The organism is Mesorhizobium sp. WSM4850 (genome assembly GCF_055811735.1).
On record NZ_JBVVPV010000019.1, the window covers coordinates 14953 to 28433 of the forward strand.

The 13481-nt window shown below is 62.1% G+C and carries 12 protein-coding genes and 1 tRNA gene; 9 read left to right on the forward strand and 4 right to left on the reverse strand.

All coding sequences use genetic code 11. From position 1 onward, the window contains the following. The first annotated feature begins 219 nt into the window (after window positions 1–219). The 4 genes from AC0L2Z_RS18825 to AC0L2Z_RS18840 are packed head-to-tail and all read left to right on the forward strand — an operon-like array spanning window position 220 to window position 5055. The gene (locus tag AC0L2Z_RS18825; RefSeq protein WP_128174061.1) at window positions 220–1314 is read left to right on the forward strand and encodes a microcin C ABC transporter permease YejB; all 1095 of its coding nucleotides are present in this window, start codon (window positions 220–222) and stop codon (window positions 1312–1314) included. Further along, window positions 1314–2453, forward strand: coding sequence for an ABC transporter permease (locus AC0L2Z_RS18830; protein WP_473628985.1), 1140 nt, complete (start codon window positions 1314–1316; stop codon window positions 2451–2453). The genes AC0L2Z_RS18825 and AC0L2Z_RS18830 overlap by 1 nt, the downstream gene beginning before the upstream one ends. Beyond that, the gene (locus tag AC0L2Z_RS18835; protein WP_473628986.1) at window positions 2450–4081 is read left to right on the forward strand and encodes an ABC transporter ATP-binding protein; all 1632 of its coding nucleotides are present in this window, start codon (window positions 2450–2452) and stop codon (window positions 4079–4081) included. Before AC0L2Z_RS18830 ends, AC0L2Z_RS18835 begins: the two co-directional genes overlap by 4 nt. 32 nt (window positions 4082–4113) lie before the next feature. Further along, on the forward strand, window positions 4114–5055 hold the full coding sequence (locus tag AC0L2Z_RS18840) for a 2-hydroxyacid dehydrogenase (RefSeq protein ID WP_473628987.1): 942 nt from the start codon (window positions 4114–4116) through the stop codon (window positions 5053–5055). Here AC0L2Z_RS18840 and AC0L2Z_RS18845 read toward each other — a convergent pair. Beyond that, window positions 5052–5384: a hypothetical protein gene (locus AC0L2Z_RS18845; RefSeq protein WP_023802068.1), complete on the reverse strand. Its 333-nt coding sequence runs from the start codon at window positions 5382–5384 to the stop codon at window positions 5052–5054. The genes AC0L2Z_RS18840 and AC0L2Z_RS18845 overlap by 4 nt on opposite strands. Before the next feature lie 216 nt (window positions 5385–5600). On the opposite strand from AC0L2Z_RS18845, the gene AC0L2Z_RS18850 reads away from it, so the two are divergent. Both AC0L2Z_RS18850 and AC0L2Z_RS18855 read left to right on the forward strand, forming a co-directional pair. Beyond that, entirely contained in the window at window positions 5601–6611 is a 1011-nt protein-coding gene (locus AC0L2Z_RS18850) for a ligase-associated DNA damage response exonuclease (RefSeq protein WP_128168280.1), read from the forward strand. 76 nt (window positions 6612–6687) lie between these two features. Beyond that, complete coding sequence (locus tag AC0L2Z_RS18855; RefSeq protein ID WP_473628988.1) at window positions 6688–8289, forward strand: cisplatin damage response ATP-dependent DNA ligase; 1602 nt, start codon at window positions 6688–6690, stop codon at window positions 8287–8289. 106 nt (window positions 8290–8395) lie between these two features. Here AC0L2Z_RS18855 and AC0L2Z_RS18860 read toward each other — a convergent pair whose 3' ends face one another. Next, window positions 8396–9628 (reverse strand): hypothetical protein, encoded by a 1233-nt coding sequence (locus AC0L2Z_RS18860; protein ID WP_473628989.1) that lies wholly within the window; start codon window positions 9626–9628, stop codon window positions 8396–8398. Between the two features lie 339 nt (window positions 9629–9967). Here AC0L2Z_RS18860 and AC0L2Z_RS18865 point away from each other — a divergent pair. After that, window positions 9968–10043: transfer RNA gene (locus tag AC0L2Z_RS18865), tRNA-Thr, on the forward strand. Window positions 10044–10854: 811 nt separating this feature from the next. On the opposite strand, the gene AC0L2Z_RS18870 is transcribed toward AC0L2Z_RS18865, so the two are convergent. After that, window positions 10855–10992 (reverse strand): hypothetical protein, encoded by a 138-nt coding sequence (locus AC0L2Z_RS18870; RefSeq protein ID WP_473628990.1) that lies wholly within the window; start codon window positions 10990–10992, stop codon window positions 10855–10857. Between AC0L2Z_RS18870 and AC0L2Z_RS18875 the strand changes: the two genes are divergently transcribed. Further along, window positions 10991–11206 carry a hypothetical protein gene (locus AC0L2Z_RS18875; protein ID WP_473628991.1) on the forward strand — a complete coding sequence of 72 codons (216 nt, stop codon included), beginning with the start codon at window positions 10991–10993 and terminating at the stop codon, window positions 11204–11206. The two genes, AC0L2Z_RS18870 and AC0L2Z_RS18875, sit on opposite strands and share 2 nt — an antisense overlap. Then, entirely contained in the window at window positions 11203–11487 is a 285-nt protein-coding gene (locus AC0L2Z_RS18880) for a hypothetical protein (protein ID WP_473628992.1), read from the forward strand. The genes AC0L2Z_RS18875 and AC0L2Z_RS18880 overlap by 4 nt, the downstream gene beginning before the upstream one ends. Here AC0L2Z_RS18880 and AC0L2Z_RS18885 read toward each other — a convergent pair. Beyond that, window positions 11484–11669: a hypothetical protein gene (locus tag AC0L2Z_RS18885; RefSeq protein WP_473628993.1), complete on the reverse strand. Its 186-nt coding sequence runs from the start codon at window positions 11667–11669 to the stop codon at window positions 11484–11486. The two genes, AC0L2Z_RS18880 and AC0L2Z_RS18885, sit on opposite strands and share 4 nt — an antisense overlap. Window positions 11670–13481: the final 1812 nt, after the last annotated feature.

Sequence of the window (13481 nt, forward strand, 5' to 3'; positions counted from 1 at the left end):
TGACGGGGAGAGGGGCGCCTTCATCGATGGTTTCGCCAATCACAAGCGTGGCAGTAAAAGCGCCGAGATTGCGGCCAGCCCCTTTCTCCCCGTCACTATACGGGGAGAAATGTCCGGTAGGACAATGATGGGCGGCGCTGGCGTCGATAATTGGTCTGACGCGACTGCCTTGGGCGGCCGTCCAGACACAGTGCCCCTCCTCACGGAGGACCATTTCTGATGGGCGCCTATATCCTGCGCCGCATCCTGCTGATGATCCCGACCTTGTTCGGCATCATGGCGGTGTCTTTCGCCGTCATCCAGTTCGCGCCGGGCGGGCCGGTGGAGCAGGTCATCGCCCGGCTGACCAACCAGGGCGGCAGCGATCGCCTTGGTGGCGGCGGTGGTGACGCCGGCGCCAGCAATTTCGACGTGGCTGGCGAAGCCGGTTCGAGATATCGCGGCGCGCAAGGGCTCGACCCCGAGTTCATCGCCAAGCTGGAAAAGCAGTTCGGCTTCGACAAGCCACCGCTCGAGCGCTTCGGCATGATGCTGTGGAACTACATCCGGTTCGATTTCGGCGACAGCTATTTCCGCGACATCTCGGTGATCGATCTGATCCTGGAGAAGATGCCGGTGTCGATCTCGATCGGGCTGTGGATCACGCTGCTGTCATACCTGATCTCGATCCCGCTCGGCATCCGCAAGGCAGTCAAGGATGGCTCGGCATTCGACGTATGGACCAGCGGCGTCGTCATTGTCGGCTACGCCATCCCGGGCTTCCTGTTCGGCATCCTGCTGATGGTGCTGTTTGCCGGCGGATCGTTCTACGACTGGTTTCCGCTGCGCGGCATCACCTCCGACAATTGGGACCAGCTGTCCTGGCCGGCGAAGATCGTCGACTATCTCTGGCACATGACCTTGCCGCTGACGGCGCTGGTGCTGTCGGCCTTCGCCACCACGACGCTGCTGACCAAGAATTCGTTCCTCGAGGAAATCCGCAAGCAGTATGTGGTGACCGCGCGCGCCAAGGGCCTGTCGGAACGGAAGGTTCTCTACGGCCACGTCTTCCGCAACGCCATGCTGATCGTCGTCGCCGGCTTTCCCGGCGCCTTCATCTCGGCCTTCTTCACCGGCTCGCTGCTGATCGAGAACATCTTTTCGCTCGATGGCCTCGGCCTGCTCGGTTTCAGGTCGGTGGTCGAGCGCGACTATCCGGTGGTGTTCGCCAATCTCTACATCTTCTCGCTGCTTGGCCTGATCGTCGGGCTGCTGTCCGACCTGATCTATACCTGGGTCGACCCGCGCATCGACTTCGAGCGGAGGGACGTCTGATGGCCGGGGCCGCAGCCGAAACGGCGCCGGAGCGGATCGCACGGCCCTGGCTGTCGCCGCTCAACCAGCGGCGGCTGCAGAATTTCAAGGCCAACCGGCGCGGCTACTGGTCGTTGTGGATATTCCTCGTGCTTTTCGTGCTGTCGGTGTTTTCCGAATGGATCGCCAACGACAAGCCGGTCCTCGTCTCCTACAAGGGCGAAATCCTGTTTCCGGTCGTGGTCGCTTATCCCGAGGAGAAGTTCGGCGGCTTTTATGCGGTCACCGACTACCGCGACCCGGTCATCCAGGACGAGATCAATGCCCATGGCTGGATGATCTGGCCACCGGTCCGCTACTCGTACCGGACCGTCAACAACGCCATCCCGGAGGCGGCGCCGACCAAGCCGTCCTGGCTCTATGACGTCCAGACACGTTGCAACCAGTATCCGCAAGGTGCCGCCGACCCCAATTGCGTCATCGGCAACTGGAACTGGCTGGGCACCGACGACCAGGCCCGCGACGTGCTGGCGCGCGTCGTCTACGGATTCAGGGTCTCGGTGCTGTTCGGCCTTATCCTCACCGCCGGCTCGGCGGTGATCGGCGTGACGGCCGGCGCATTGCAGGGTTATTTCGGCGGCTGGACCGACCTTCTGTTCCAGCGCTTCATAGAAATCTGGTCGGCGATCCCGGTGCTTTATCTGCTCCTCATCGTCGCCGCCATCCTGCCGCCCGGCTTCTTCATCCTGCTCGGGCTGATGCTGCTGTTCTCCTGGGTAGCGCTGGTCGGCGTGGTGCGGGCCGAGTTCCTGCGCGCCCGCAACTTCGAATATGTCAACGCCGCGCGCGCGCTGGGCGTACCCAACGGTACGATCATGTTCCGGCATCTGTTGCCCAATGCCATGGTGGCGACGCTGACCTTCCTGCCCTTCCTGCTCAGTGGCTCGATCTCGACGCTGACCTCGCTCGACTATCTTGGCTTCGGCCTGCCGCCCGGCTCGGCCTCGCTGGGCGAGCTTCTCAAGCAGGCGCAGCGCAACCTCAACGCGCCGTGGCTCGGCATTTCGGGGTTCGTCGTCATCTCGCTGATGCTGTCGCTGCTGGTCTTCGTCGGCGAGGCGACCCGCGACGCCTTCGATCCGCGCAAGACGTTCAGATGAGCGACGCCCCTCTCCTCTCGGTGCGCGATCTCAGCGTCGCCTTCGCCCAGGAAGGCCGCCAGTCGATGGCCGTCGACCACATTTCCTTCGACATCGCCAAGGGCGAGACGGTGGCGCTGGTCGGCGAATCCGGCTCCGGCAAGTCGGTCTCGGCGCTGTCGGTGCTGAAGCTGCTGCCCTATCCGGCCGCCAGCCATCCGTCGGGAAAGATCTTGTTCCAGGGCGCCGATCTGCTCGCTGCCGACGAGAAGGCATTGCGCCGCGTGCGCGGCAACAAGATCACCATGATCTTTCAGGAGCCGATGACCTCGCTCAACCCGCTGCACACCATCGAGCAGCAGATCGTCGAGGTGCTGACGCTGCACCAGGGCCTGGGTGACCGCCAAGCCAAGGCGCGCACCCTGGAGTTGCTCAACGAGGTCGGCATCCGCGAGCCGGAGAAGCGGCTCGACGCTTATCCGCACCAGCTTTCCGGCGGTCAGCGCCAGCGCGTCATGATCGCCATGGCGCTGGCCAACGAGCCGGAACTGCTGATCGCCGACGAGCCGACGACGGCACTCGACGTCACCGTGCAGGCGCAGATCCTCGAACTGCTTGCGGAATTGAAGAGCCGCAAAGGCATGTCGATGCTGTTCATCACCCACGATCTCGGCATCGTCAGAAAGATCGCCGACCGGGTCTGCGTGATGACCAAGGGCAAGATCGTCGAAACCGGGCCGACGAAAGAAATCTTCGCCAACCCGCAGCACAGCTATACGCGGCACCTTTTGGCGGCCGAACCCAAGGGCAAGCCGCCCGCCGCCAACACAGCCGCCAGGCCGGTGATGACCGGCCAGGACATAAAAGTCTGGTTTCCGATCAAGAAAGGCTTTTTCCGGCGCACCGTCGACAATGTGAAGGCGGTCGACGGCATCGACGTCACCGTGCGCGCCGGCCAGACGCTTGGCGTCGTCGGCGAATCCGGCTCGGGCAAGACGACGCTCGGCCTGGCGCTGGCCAGGATGATCTCGTCGACCGGGACCATTCAGTTCGATGGGCGCGATATCAACGAGCTGTCATTCAACGCCATGCGGCCGCTGCGGCGCGAGTTGCAGATCGTCTTCCAGGATCCGTTCGGGTCGTTGAGCCCGCGCATGTCGGTCTCCGAGATCATCGAGGAAGGGCTGAAGATCCACGAGCCGAAACTGTCGCCCGATGAGCGCGACAATCGCATTGTCGATGTGCTCGGTGAAGTCGGGCTCGATCCCTCCACGCGCAATCGCTATCCGCACGAGTTTTCCGGCGGCCAGCGCCAACGCATCGCCATCGCCCGCGCCATGGTGCTCAACCCGCGCTTCGTCATGCTGGACGAGCCGACCTCGGCGCTCGATATGAGCGTGCAGGCGCAGGTGGTCGACCTTCTGCGCAGCCTGCAGGCGAAGCACGACCTCGCCTATCTGTTCATCAGCCACGACCTGAAGGTCATCCGTGCGCTTGCCAACGACGTCATCGTCATGCGCAATGGCAGGATCGTCGAAGCCGGTCCGTCCGAACAGATTTTCGAACGGCCGCAGACCGATTATACCAAGGCGCTGATCTCGGCCGCATTCAGGATCGAAACGGCGCCGGTCGGCATCGTCAGCGAGTAGCCTGTACCCGCATAAAGGAAAACGAACCCGCCATGGAAAAAGGCCGCGTCCTGCTTGCCCTCACCGGTATCCATCCAGGCCGTTGGCGCGAACTCTTGTCGGCCGAACGCGAGGTGGTGCTCGAGCCGGAAGGCGCCAGCGATCCTTCGATCACCTATGCGGTGGTTTGGAAGCAGCGGCCGAACCTTCTGTCGTCCCTGCCCAATCTGCGCGCTGTCTTTTCGATCGGCGCCGGCGTCGACCACATCTTCGCCGATCCCACTTTGCCCGACGTGCCGATCGTCAAGGTCGTGGCCGACAATTTGACCCACTACATGACCGAATATGTCGTCTGGCGGGTGCTCGATCACCATCGCCAGGGCCTGCTTTACCGGTCGCAGCAGCAAAGGAAGATCTGGCACGAGTCGCCGCAGCGGCCGGCCGGCGACATCTCCATCGGCATCATGGGGCTCGGCACGCTTGGCCGCGCGGCGGCGTCGGTGCTTTTGTCGCTCGGCTTTGCGGTCAATGGCTGGTCGCGCAGCGACAGGCCGGTGAAAGGCGTTTCGACCTATGCCGGCGAGGCCGGATTGATCCCCTTCCTCAACGCCACCGATATCCTGGTGGCGCTGTTGCCGCTTACGCCGCAGACGCAAGGCATCATCAATTACGGCGTGCTGAAGGAGTTGAGGAAACGCAACGGCCTCGGCGGCTCAGTGCTGATCAATGCCGGGCGCGGCAAGTTGCAGAAGGACGCCGACATTCTGCGTGCGCTGGAGGACGGCACGCTCAAGGAGGCGAGCCTCGACGTGTTCGAGGTCGAGCCGCTGCCGAAGACCAGCCGGCTATGGAGCCACCCAAAGGTCTTTGTGACGCCGCATGCGGCGGCGACCTCCGATCCCGTGCATCTGGTGCCGATCATGCTGCGCCAGATGGCCGCCTTCGAGCGCGGCGAAAAGCTCGAGAACGTCGTCGATCGCAACGCGGGGTATTAACCCGGCTTGCCACATTCGCGGCGGGCGATCGACCGGTTCATGGCGTCGATCCGGCCACTTGCCTGTTCGACGTCGCGCTGGGCCTTGGAACGGGCATCCGGCGTGAACGGGCCGAGGCCCACCCCGGGATCGGAGAAGGACGGCTTGGCATCCTGCGGAAGGCGGTATTGCTGCGCCAGCCGGTTTCGTTGCGCCACCAATTGATCGCAAGGCACGCTGTCATATTGCAGCGAGGACTGGACATTCGCGTCCTGTCGCTCGGCGATCGAGGTGCCGACGCAACCGGCTATTGCCAGGCAAGATGCCAAGACCACCAAGTTCCAGCGCATGCAACGTCCTCCTTGTCGGTGTTCTGCCCTTTCGGGCATGCGAATCGGACTTTTTCGCAGCCGCCGCCACGTGTGGCGCAGGTGAACGAAAAGGGTCGCCGGACAAGGCCTGATGCGATTTCGTGATGGAGATCCCGCCGACAGTTGCCTGTATGCCGAGTCAGCAGTCACTTGCAACAGGCTTCCCGCGCCGGAATTAGCAACTATCTTGGAGCCATGCGCGCCAGCGACCTGCTTCACCCTCGGCCCGAGGGCCTTTATTGCCCGCCCGGCGATTTCTTCATCGATCCGGTGCGGCCGGTCAGCCGGGCGCTGATCACACACGGCCATTCCGACCACGCCCGTTCCGGCCACCGCTCGGTGCTGGCTACACAACAGACGCTGGACATCATGCGGCTGCGCTACGGCGAGGGTTTTGCCGGGACGACGCAAGCGGCAGCACTTGGCGAGGCGATTGCGCTGAACGGCGTCACCGTAACCTTCCATCCGGCCGGCCATGTGCTGGGCTCGGCGCAGATCGAGGTCGTGCATCAGGGCTCATGCATCGTCGCTTCGGGCGACTACAAGCGCCAGAGGGACGCGACTTGCGAGCCGTTCGAACCGGTCAAGTGCGACGTGTTCATCACCGAGGCGACTTTCGGCCTGCCGGTGTTCCGTCATCCGCCCGATACCGAAGAGATCGCCCGCCTGCTGAAATCGACCGCGCAGTTTCCCGAACGCGCGCATCTGGTCGGCGCCTATGCGCTCGGCAAGGCGCAGCGCGTCATGCGCTTGCTGCGCGACGCCGGCTACGACAGGCCGATCTATATCCACGGCGCGCTGGCCAAGCTCAGCGACTACTATCAGAGCCAGGGCATCGAGCTCGGGGCGCTGGAGCCGGCGACCGTCGAAAGTAGTGGCAAGGAGGATTTTACCGGCGCCATCGTCGTCGGGCCGCCATCGGCGTTCGCCGACCGCTGGGCGCGGCGCTTTCCCGATCCGATCTCGTGCTTTGCCTCCGGCTGGATGCGCATCCGCCAGCGCGCCAAGCAGGGCGGCGTCGAGCTGCCGCTGATCGTTTCCGACCATGCCGACTGGGACGAACTGACCGCCACGATAAGGGAAACCGGCGCGGAGGAAATCTGGGTGACGCATGGCCGCGAGGAGGCCCTGGTGCGCTGGTGCGAACTCGAAGGCATCGCTGCCAGGCCGCTGCATCTCGTCGGCTATGAGGATGAGGGCGATTGATGGTGGTCACGGCCGATGTAGCGCTTCACGGCGGCGCGACAGAACGCAAGGCTGGCCCATTGGCGCGGCCCGCATTATGAACCGCTTCGCCGAACTCCTCGACCGCCTCGTGCTGACGCCGTCGCGCAACGGCAAGCTGAAGCTGTTGAGCGATTATTTCCGCAGCGTCGAGGATCCGGATCGCGGTCTGGCGCTGGCTGCCATCACCGGCGACCTGACCATCGCGGCGGTCAAGCCGGCGATGCTGCGCGCGCTGGTCATGCAGCGCATGGACCCGGTGCTGTTCGGCTATTCCTACGACTATGTCGGCGACCTGGCGGAGACCGTGTCGCTGGTCTGGCCGCAATCACCGGCGGATATCGCCAACCATGAGCCGACGCTCGCCGAGGTCGTCGCGAAATTGCAGGCGGCGAGCCGTTCCGACGGGCCGAAGGTGCTGGCCCGGCTGCTCGACAGCGCCAGCATCTCGGCGCGCTTCGCCGTCATCAAGCTGGTCACCGGCGGCCTGCGCATCGGCGTTTCGGCGCGATTGGCCAAGCAGGCGCTGGCCGATCTCGGCAAGGTCGACATCGCTGAGATCGAAGAACTCTGGCATGGGCTGATACCGCCCTATGCCGAGCTGTTCGCCTGGCTGGAGGGCAAGGCAGAAAAACCCAAAAAGACAGCGCTGGCGCTGTTCCGGCCGGTGATGCTGTCCAACCCGATCGGTGACGGCGACCTCGAAAAGCTCGATCCGGCCGACTATGCCGCCGAGTGGAAATGGGACGGCATCCGCGTCCAGGCGGTATCGGAAGGCGGTGTTCGCCGGCTCTACTCGCGCACCGGCGACGATGTCTCCCGGGCTTTTCCTGACCTCGCAGAGGCGATGGATTTCTCCGCCACCCTCGACGGCGAGCTTCTGGTCGGCGATCCCCGGCAGGCGACCGGCACGTTCTCGGACCTGCAGCAGCGGCTGAACCGCAAGAGCGTGACACCGAAGATCCAGCAGCAATACCCGGCCTTCATGCGCTGCTACGACGTGCTTCAGATCGGCGACGAGGACTTGCGCACGCACCCTTTCCGCGAGCGGCGCGGCCGCCTCGAAGGCTTCGTGCAGACGCTCGATCCGAGCCGCTTCGATCTTTCGCCGCTTGTCGAATTCACCGACTGGCAGGCGCTGGAGGAATTGCGCCGCAAGCCGCTGCATCCGGTCATCGAAGGCGTGATGCTGAAGCGCTGGGATTCGCCCTATCTCACCGGCCGGCCGAAAGGCCCATGGTTCAAATGGAAGCGCGATCCGCACACAATCGACGCCGTGCTGATGTATGCCCAGCGCGGTCACGGCAAGCGTTCGAGTTTCTATTCCGACTACACGTTTGGCGTGTGGTCCGGCCCGGAAGGATCGGAGGAACTGGTGCCGGTGGGGAAAGCCTATTTCGGTTTCACCGACGAGGAACTGAGGCAGATCGACAAATATGTCCGCGACAACACGATCGAGCGCTTCGGCCCGGTCCGCTCGGTGCGGGCCGACCGCAGACAAGGCCTGGTACTGGAGGTGGCGTTCGAAGGGCTTAACCGCTCGACACGGCACAAATCCGGTGTCGCCATGCGCTTTCCGCGCATTTCACGGCTGCGCTGGGACAAGCCGGCGGCCGAAGCCGACCGCATCGAGACGCTGCAGGCGCTGCTCGATAGTTAGAGCGACGTGCGTCCAATTGGACGCACAAAGTACGATCTAACAGTTATAATCTACGCATCGTGCTTTCCGAAAATCGATTCCGATTTTCGGGCCGATGCGTTGAGGCTCAAGGAACAATCGCGACGCGGATCTCGTAGATGTCGACCGACTTGCCCTGCTTGTCGAAGTCGGAATTGATGGCGATGGTGCCGGCAGCGCCCGGACGCTTGTCGGGAAACCGCACATCGAAGAGGTATTCGTTGCGCTCGTGGCCGACCGCGTAGCGCTTGCGGCCGCAGTCGCCGAGTTCGCCGAAATTGCAGTCGACGGAGATCTGCGTCTCCTGGCCCTCCTCGGAGCGGGCGATGATGTCGAACGTGGCGTGCTTGCCGGCGAGTTTGTCCAAGACGCCTTGCTCGACGTCGAAGCTGATCGCCGAACCGGAGGCGCCCGACCGGATGCGCAGGAAGGAACCGCTGTCGTCCTGCATGGTTTCGGCCTTGGCATCCGAAGGCGCGCTGACAAGCGTCGGGTCGCTCGGTGAAAACACATTGATCCAGTCGCGCGCCTCATCCGCCTCGCCGGCGTTCAGCGGCGGGGCCGTGTCGCCTGGCGGCGTGAAATCATCGTCTTCCACCGTCGGTGGCGTTTGCGGCGGGGCGGTGTCGAGTTCGGCCGCCGACTTGAAGACGCCGGTCTGGGCAGCGAAATAGAGGCCGATGCCAGCGGCTGCAAGCAGCGTCACGCCGAGGAAGATCGCGGTGAGAGGCAGGCGGGGACCTTTCACCCGCCTGTCGTCGCGGTCGGGCATCACCTCTGCGTCGCCGTCCCCGGCCGATTGGGGGGACGACAAGTCGACCTCCGGCGCATCGGGAAAAGCCGCTTCGGGCATGATGTCGGGAACGACCGGCAAGACGCGCGAGCGCGGCGCATCGGAAGCAGGGGGCGCGTCCGAAACACTAGGCGCGACCGATGCAGGAGACTCCGCCGGACCGTCAACAATGACCTCAGGCGGCGGCGCCGGTTCAGCGTCGGCGCCGGCATCCGGTTCGGCATCGGCTTGGGGTTCGGCATCGGCTTCGCTGCCAGGCGGCTGCTCCACAGCCGGTGCTGCAGCGTCGTCATCGGTCGGCCGGCCGACAGCGGGAACCGCCGGCAGGAATTCGGATTCGATTTCGGTTATCTTGGCCTGCACCGCCTTGCGGCGCTTGATGGCGACTTCCACCGTCACGTTCGGGTTGGCCTGCAGGGCGCGATCAAGCGCGGCGAAGGCCGATCGGTAGACCCGCTCGCGAAACGCGCGGTCCTCGGCATTGCCTTTCTCGAAGGCATTCCGGATCGCTTTTTCGATCGCGTCCAACGGGGACCCCTCTGCACGTACGGTCATATTGTCATGATCGTTAGCCGCAGGCGACCGATCAATCAACGGGCCAGCGGCCGCATTCTGCCTTGGCGATGCATCCAAAGCCGATTTCGGCGGTTTTCGGTAAAGGAATCAACATTTTTCGCCGGTTTCCCGATGCAGCGCCAACGCGACGTCGCACAACCTGGCGTTGAGGCTTCGCGCAACCACATGGCCGACCGGTGGGCGGTCGCTTATAGGCCCGGGATGAGCCGACACGAATTGCCAAGTCCCATCTTGAATTTGTGGCGGGTTGCGTCTATCACCCAGCGCATCTTGGAGGCCCTGGCTTCCCGGGCCGCTTTAGCTCAGTTGGTAGAGCACATCATTCGTAATGATGGGGTCAGGTGTTCGAGTCACCTAAGCGGCACCAGTTTTCTCTTCGGAAAATCAATTGCTTAGTTGATGGCCGGTTTTGGCCGCATCCGCGAAAATCATCCGGGGCACCGCAGGGGCACCCCCAGACGCATTTTCAGCCCCGACATAATATTTTGCCCCCGGCCCCTGAACTTCCGGCAGACTTGCGGAAAGTCCAGATCCTTTCGCGCGCGATGTGACATCACCAAAACCTTGGCCAAAGCGACGGACAGCGAGCCCCTGGTCGACCAGACCTTGCGGGGCGGCTCGCGACTGCGGATTTCTGTCCAGCAGCCATCTACTCACCATCTATTTTAGACACCCCTGAGAGCTTCCATGAGGCCGTGCAGACGACACTGGCTAGCTTCGACATTCGGGACGAGGCAAGGTCTGGCCGACTACTCCCGCACATTAACCGCCTTCGGGACATTGTTGCTCGGCTTTGAGAGCCCCGAGTAGCGGCAGAAAATTTCTATGGGCGCCCTCGGCGGAACACTCAAAAGGTTCAAAAGTCCACTTTGCAGGCGGCTTTCGTCTCTCTTCAGCGCTGGGCCGCGTACGCCGGTTAATGGCCGGAGGCCCCGCTTTCCGGAAAGCAAAACTTTTTCCAATGTTTTCCCCGGTGTGGGAATTCCCACAGCCGAGCCTGGTCCGACTGGCATATCCTTGTTGCAACATCCAGGCCTGCGCAGAAGCCATAAGGTGTCCCGCGATGGGTCAATAAGTCTGGCACGGCAGTTGCATGGTCAGGTATGGGGGAATGGGGCGGAGGCCCGTCGCTTCGCAAATGTAGCGGCGGGTCTTCTGCATAGAGGTCGCGTCCCAGTCTACGCGCTGCCGTCCGTCTCGCTTTCCTCGTCTATCGCCCGGACCGGCAGTAAGCAGCTGTAGGTATCGGCGAAGTCGAGATCGAGGAAGACATAGGGAGTGTCTACGAAGTGGTCCTCGATGCGATAGTCCACCATGACGAACGCTTGGCGTGCTGACCACACCGGCGCCATATCGGCCGAATGGCAAAAGGGCTGGACGTTCCAATCTCTGATCGACGCGAAGATGACGGTGACGGCGCACTGCCATCATGGGCCGTGTCACCACCGTGACACGCTCGATCTGGTAAAGCTGCGCGATCGGTTCGGCCCTGATGCGCCATCGCGAGGCAAAGGACGGGCGATAGAATGAAGGCCCTAAGAAACTTGGAACATAAGGCGGCAGAAAACATTGTTGGCGCCATGGACAAGAACGCTGGCGACAATCTTCCTGAATGGTTTGCGAGCCGCCTGCCCGAGGATCCGGTGATCCGTGCAGATATTCGGACTAGGATTTCGAGAGAGATCGATGGGAAAAATGGGCTCTCCGGTGCGGTGCTCACTAAAGGCGGGAGGGACGACAATCTGGTCGAAAAAAAGGAAGAAGCCACGCCGCCCCCGACAACCAACCGTCCGGGGTTCCTTGGCTCCTAGTCCTGTCTGCTCTCAATGTTGGCCTGGGCAGGGTACGCGCTGGCCGGTTCGTATTTTCTATCCTTATCGAGTTCAAGGTCGACGTCGTGGTCTTCATCATCCACTAGCGCAAGAGTTCCCCTCAGCGGATTGCGCGATTTCACGTCCACCTCGCCATCCTGATACTCAACAAGTTTAGGCATGACCTTCTCCATTACTCTCTAGGGGCCGCAACGCCCGTCGCGGGCGGCAGGCCGGGTTGTTGTGTTCGGGAGTTATGTCGGGCAGTCGTGCTGCTTCTTGCTTCTCTTCGACGTAAAGTCGTCGGTTATCATGCGGCTTATCCAAAGGCGCCAGGGGCCGCTTCTCTCAAGACGCGCTGGAAAGGTATCTAACTCGTGCCGGCAGTCAAGGGGCTGCCAATGTGCGACTCGCTATTGAAAGGCTTTAAGGCAGGCAAGATGGGAGCCGTCGCGAAACTCAGCAATCGCGCGCTGCTGAAGGCGCGCAGCCCAGACGACGGTAACGATCAAAGGGAGACGTTTCGTAGGCGAAGGCAGAGTTCTTCAGCCTGCTCAAAGAAGTCTGATGCTGCACGTGTCGGATGCCGCGCGTCTATGCTGGCTGTCGGGGATATGCCGCTGTCAGGTCATTTATCGTTACGACAAGGCTGTTTGTGGTTGGGCGACTTATTTGCGCTCCAGGTCGCCTTGACGTGCGCGGTGAAACAGCAGGGAGTCAGAAAAAATCTGGCGGGATTTCGAAGCAACGTTTTCTCCGACTTGTATCCCTCCGTGCCGAAAATCGGGACCGGCCCCTCCTTGGGACTGATTGTGACTATTACCGCCGTTGGAAATATGAATGTCTACGGGCGTCGCGCCGCAGGCCGGGCGAGCACGGACCGTACCGAAAGCGGCAAGTCTAATAAAGGGGGTTGAAATGCGACATCAGCTGACTGGCAACGCCGGTCTGTACCACGTAGCGCGGGAACTATCGCGGCGCGGTTGGCATGTCATGCCCACCGTGCGAAACGCACGTGGCGCAGACCTCTATGCCGCAAGCGACGATGAGAGCCGCGTCCTACCGATTCAGTCAAAAGCTCTATCGAAGAAAGACCCAGTGCCGCTGGGTGGTTCGCTGGACACCCTTCGCTCAGATTGGTGGGTTCTAACGATCAATGCGAACACCGCAGCACCAACGTGCTATGTCCTCACGAAGGACGAAGTGAAAGCCGCAGCGCATCGGGGAATGAGTGCAACTGGCACGATATCGTATTGGCTACAGCCAAAGTCCTATGCGCTTCCTCAGTATCAAGAAGCATGGGACAGGCTCGGCAGCCCTGCCGCTCCCGGAAGCCTTTGAAACTCAAACTGCAGCTGTAGCTCCTCAAGCAATGGATAGCACATGACGGTCTTGGACACTGTACGGGAGTTCATCCAAGGGAAAGCTCCCCGCGCCGTTTGCGACGACTGCATTGCGGACAGTATCAAACTGTCAATTCGCCAGCACGCCAATCACAAGACACGAGAGCTTGCCTGCGCATTCGGATTCAGCCGACGAAAAGAGGTCTGCTCCACGTGCAAGAAGACAAAGAACGTCATTAGCTACGCCCACAGGACCGGCTAGGCCGGCAAATCTAGACAGTACATGAGGCGTGCTCGCCGAGGTGCCGACGACCACCGGCACCGGCCGCTTCAGTCATGCACCTGGACATAAGGCTGTCGGTAGTTGGCTAGCGTTGCCGCTACAGGCGCACCCGTCAGGCTCGCAGCGGCACTGTCGGGCCATTTGTCGGCCAGGGTCGCGACTGCCGCGCAGAGAACTGGCCTATAGCTTTCTAAAGAAGCCGGACAGAATATTCGGACCCACTTCGCCGGGCCGCAGTCTAATCCCGTCCTCGAATGAGTTCAGCGTCATGCAGAGCGCAACAAAATCAGCAATTTCTGTGGCAAATGTAGGACTTTTGAATTTCACTCAGGTCTTCGCGTCACTAAGCGACACTAATATTTCTCAAG

Coding starts and splice junctions, on each gene's coding strand:
- AC0L2Z_RS18825 (WP_128174061.1), top strand. CDS start 220: ATGGGCGCCTATATCCTGCGCCGCATCCTGCTGATGATCCCGACCTTG.
- AC0L2Z_RS18830 (WP_473628985.1), top strand. CDS start 1,314: ATGGCCGGGGCCGCAGCCGAAACGGCGCCGGAGCGGATCGCACGGCCC.
- AC0L2Z_RS18835 (WP_473628986.1), top strand. CDS start 2,450: ATGAGCGACGCCCCTCTCCTCTCGGTGCGCGATCTCAGCGTCGCCTTC.
- AC0L2Z_RS18840 (WP_473628987.1), top strand. CDS start 4,114: ATGGAAAAAGGCCGCGTCCTGCTTGCCCTCACCGGTATCCATCCAGGC.
- AC0L2Z_RS18845 (WP_023802068.1), bottom strand. CDS start 5,384: ATGCGCTGGAACTTGGTGGTCTTGGCATCTTGCCTGGCAATAGCCGGT.
- AC0L2Z_RS18850 (WP_128168280.1), top strand. CDS start 5,601: ATGCGCGCCAGCGACCTGCTTCACCCTCGGCCCGAGGGCCTTTATTGC.
- AC0L2Z_RS18855 (WP_473628988.1), top strand. CDS start 6,688: ATGAACCGCTTCGCCGAACTCCTCGACCGCCTCGTGCTGACGCCGTCG.
- AC0L2Z_RS18875 (WP_473628991.1), top strand. CDS start 10,991: ATGACGAACGCTTGGCGTGCTGACCACACCGGCGCCATATCGGCCGAA.
- AC0L2Z_RS18870 (WP_473628990.1), bottom strand. CDS start 10,992: ATGGTGGACTATCGCATCGAGGACCACTTCGTAGACACTCCCTATGTC.
- AC0L2Z_RS18880 (WP_473628992.1), top strand. CDS start 11,203: ATGAAGGCCCTAAGAAACTTGGAACATAAGGCGGCAGAAAACATTGTT.
- AC0L2Z_RS18885 (WP_473628993.1), bottom strand. CDS start 11,669: ATGCCTAAACTTGTTGAGTATCAGGATGGCGAGGTGGACGTGAAATCG.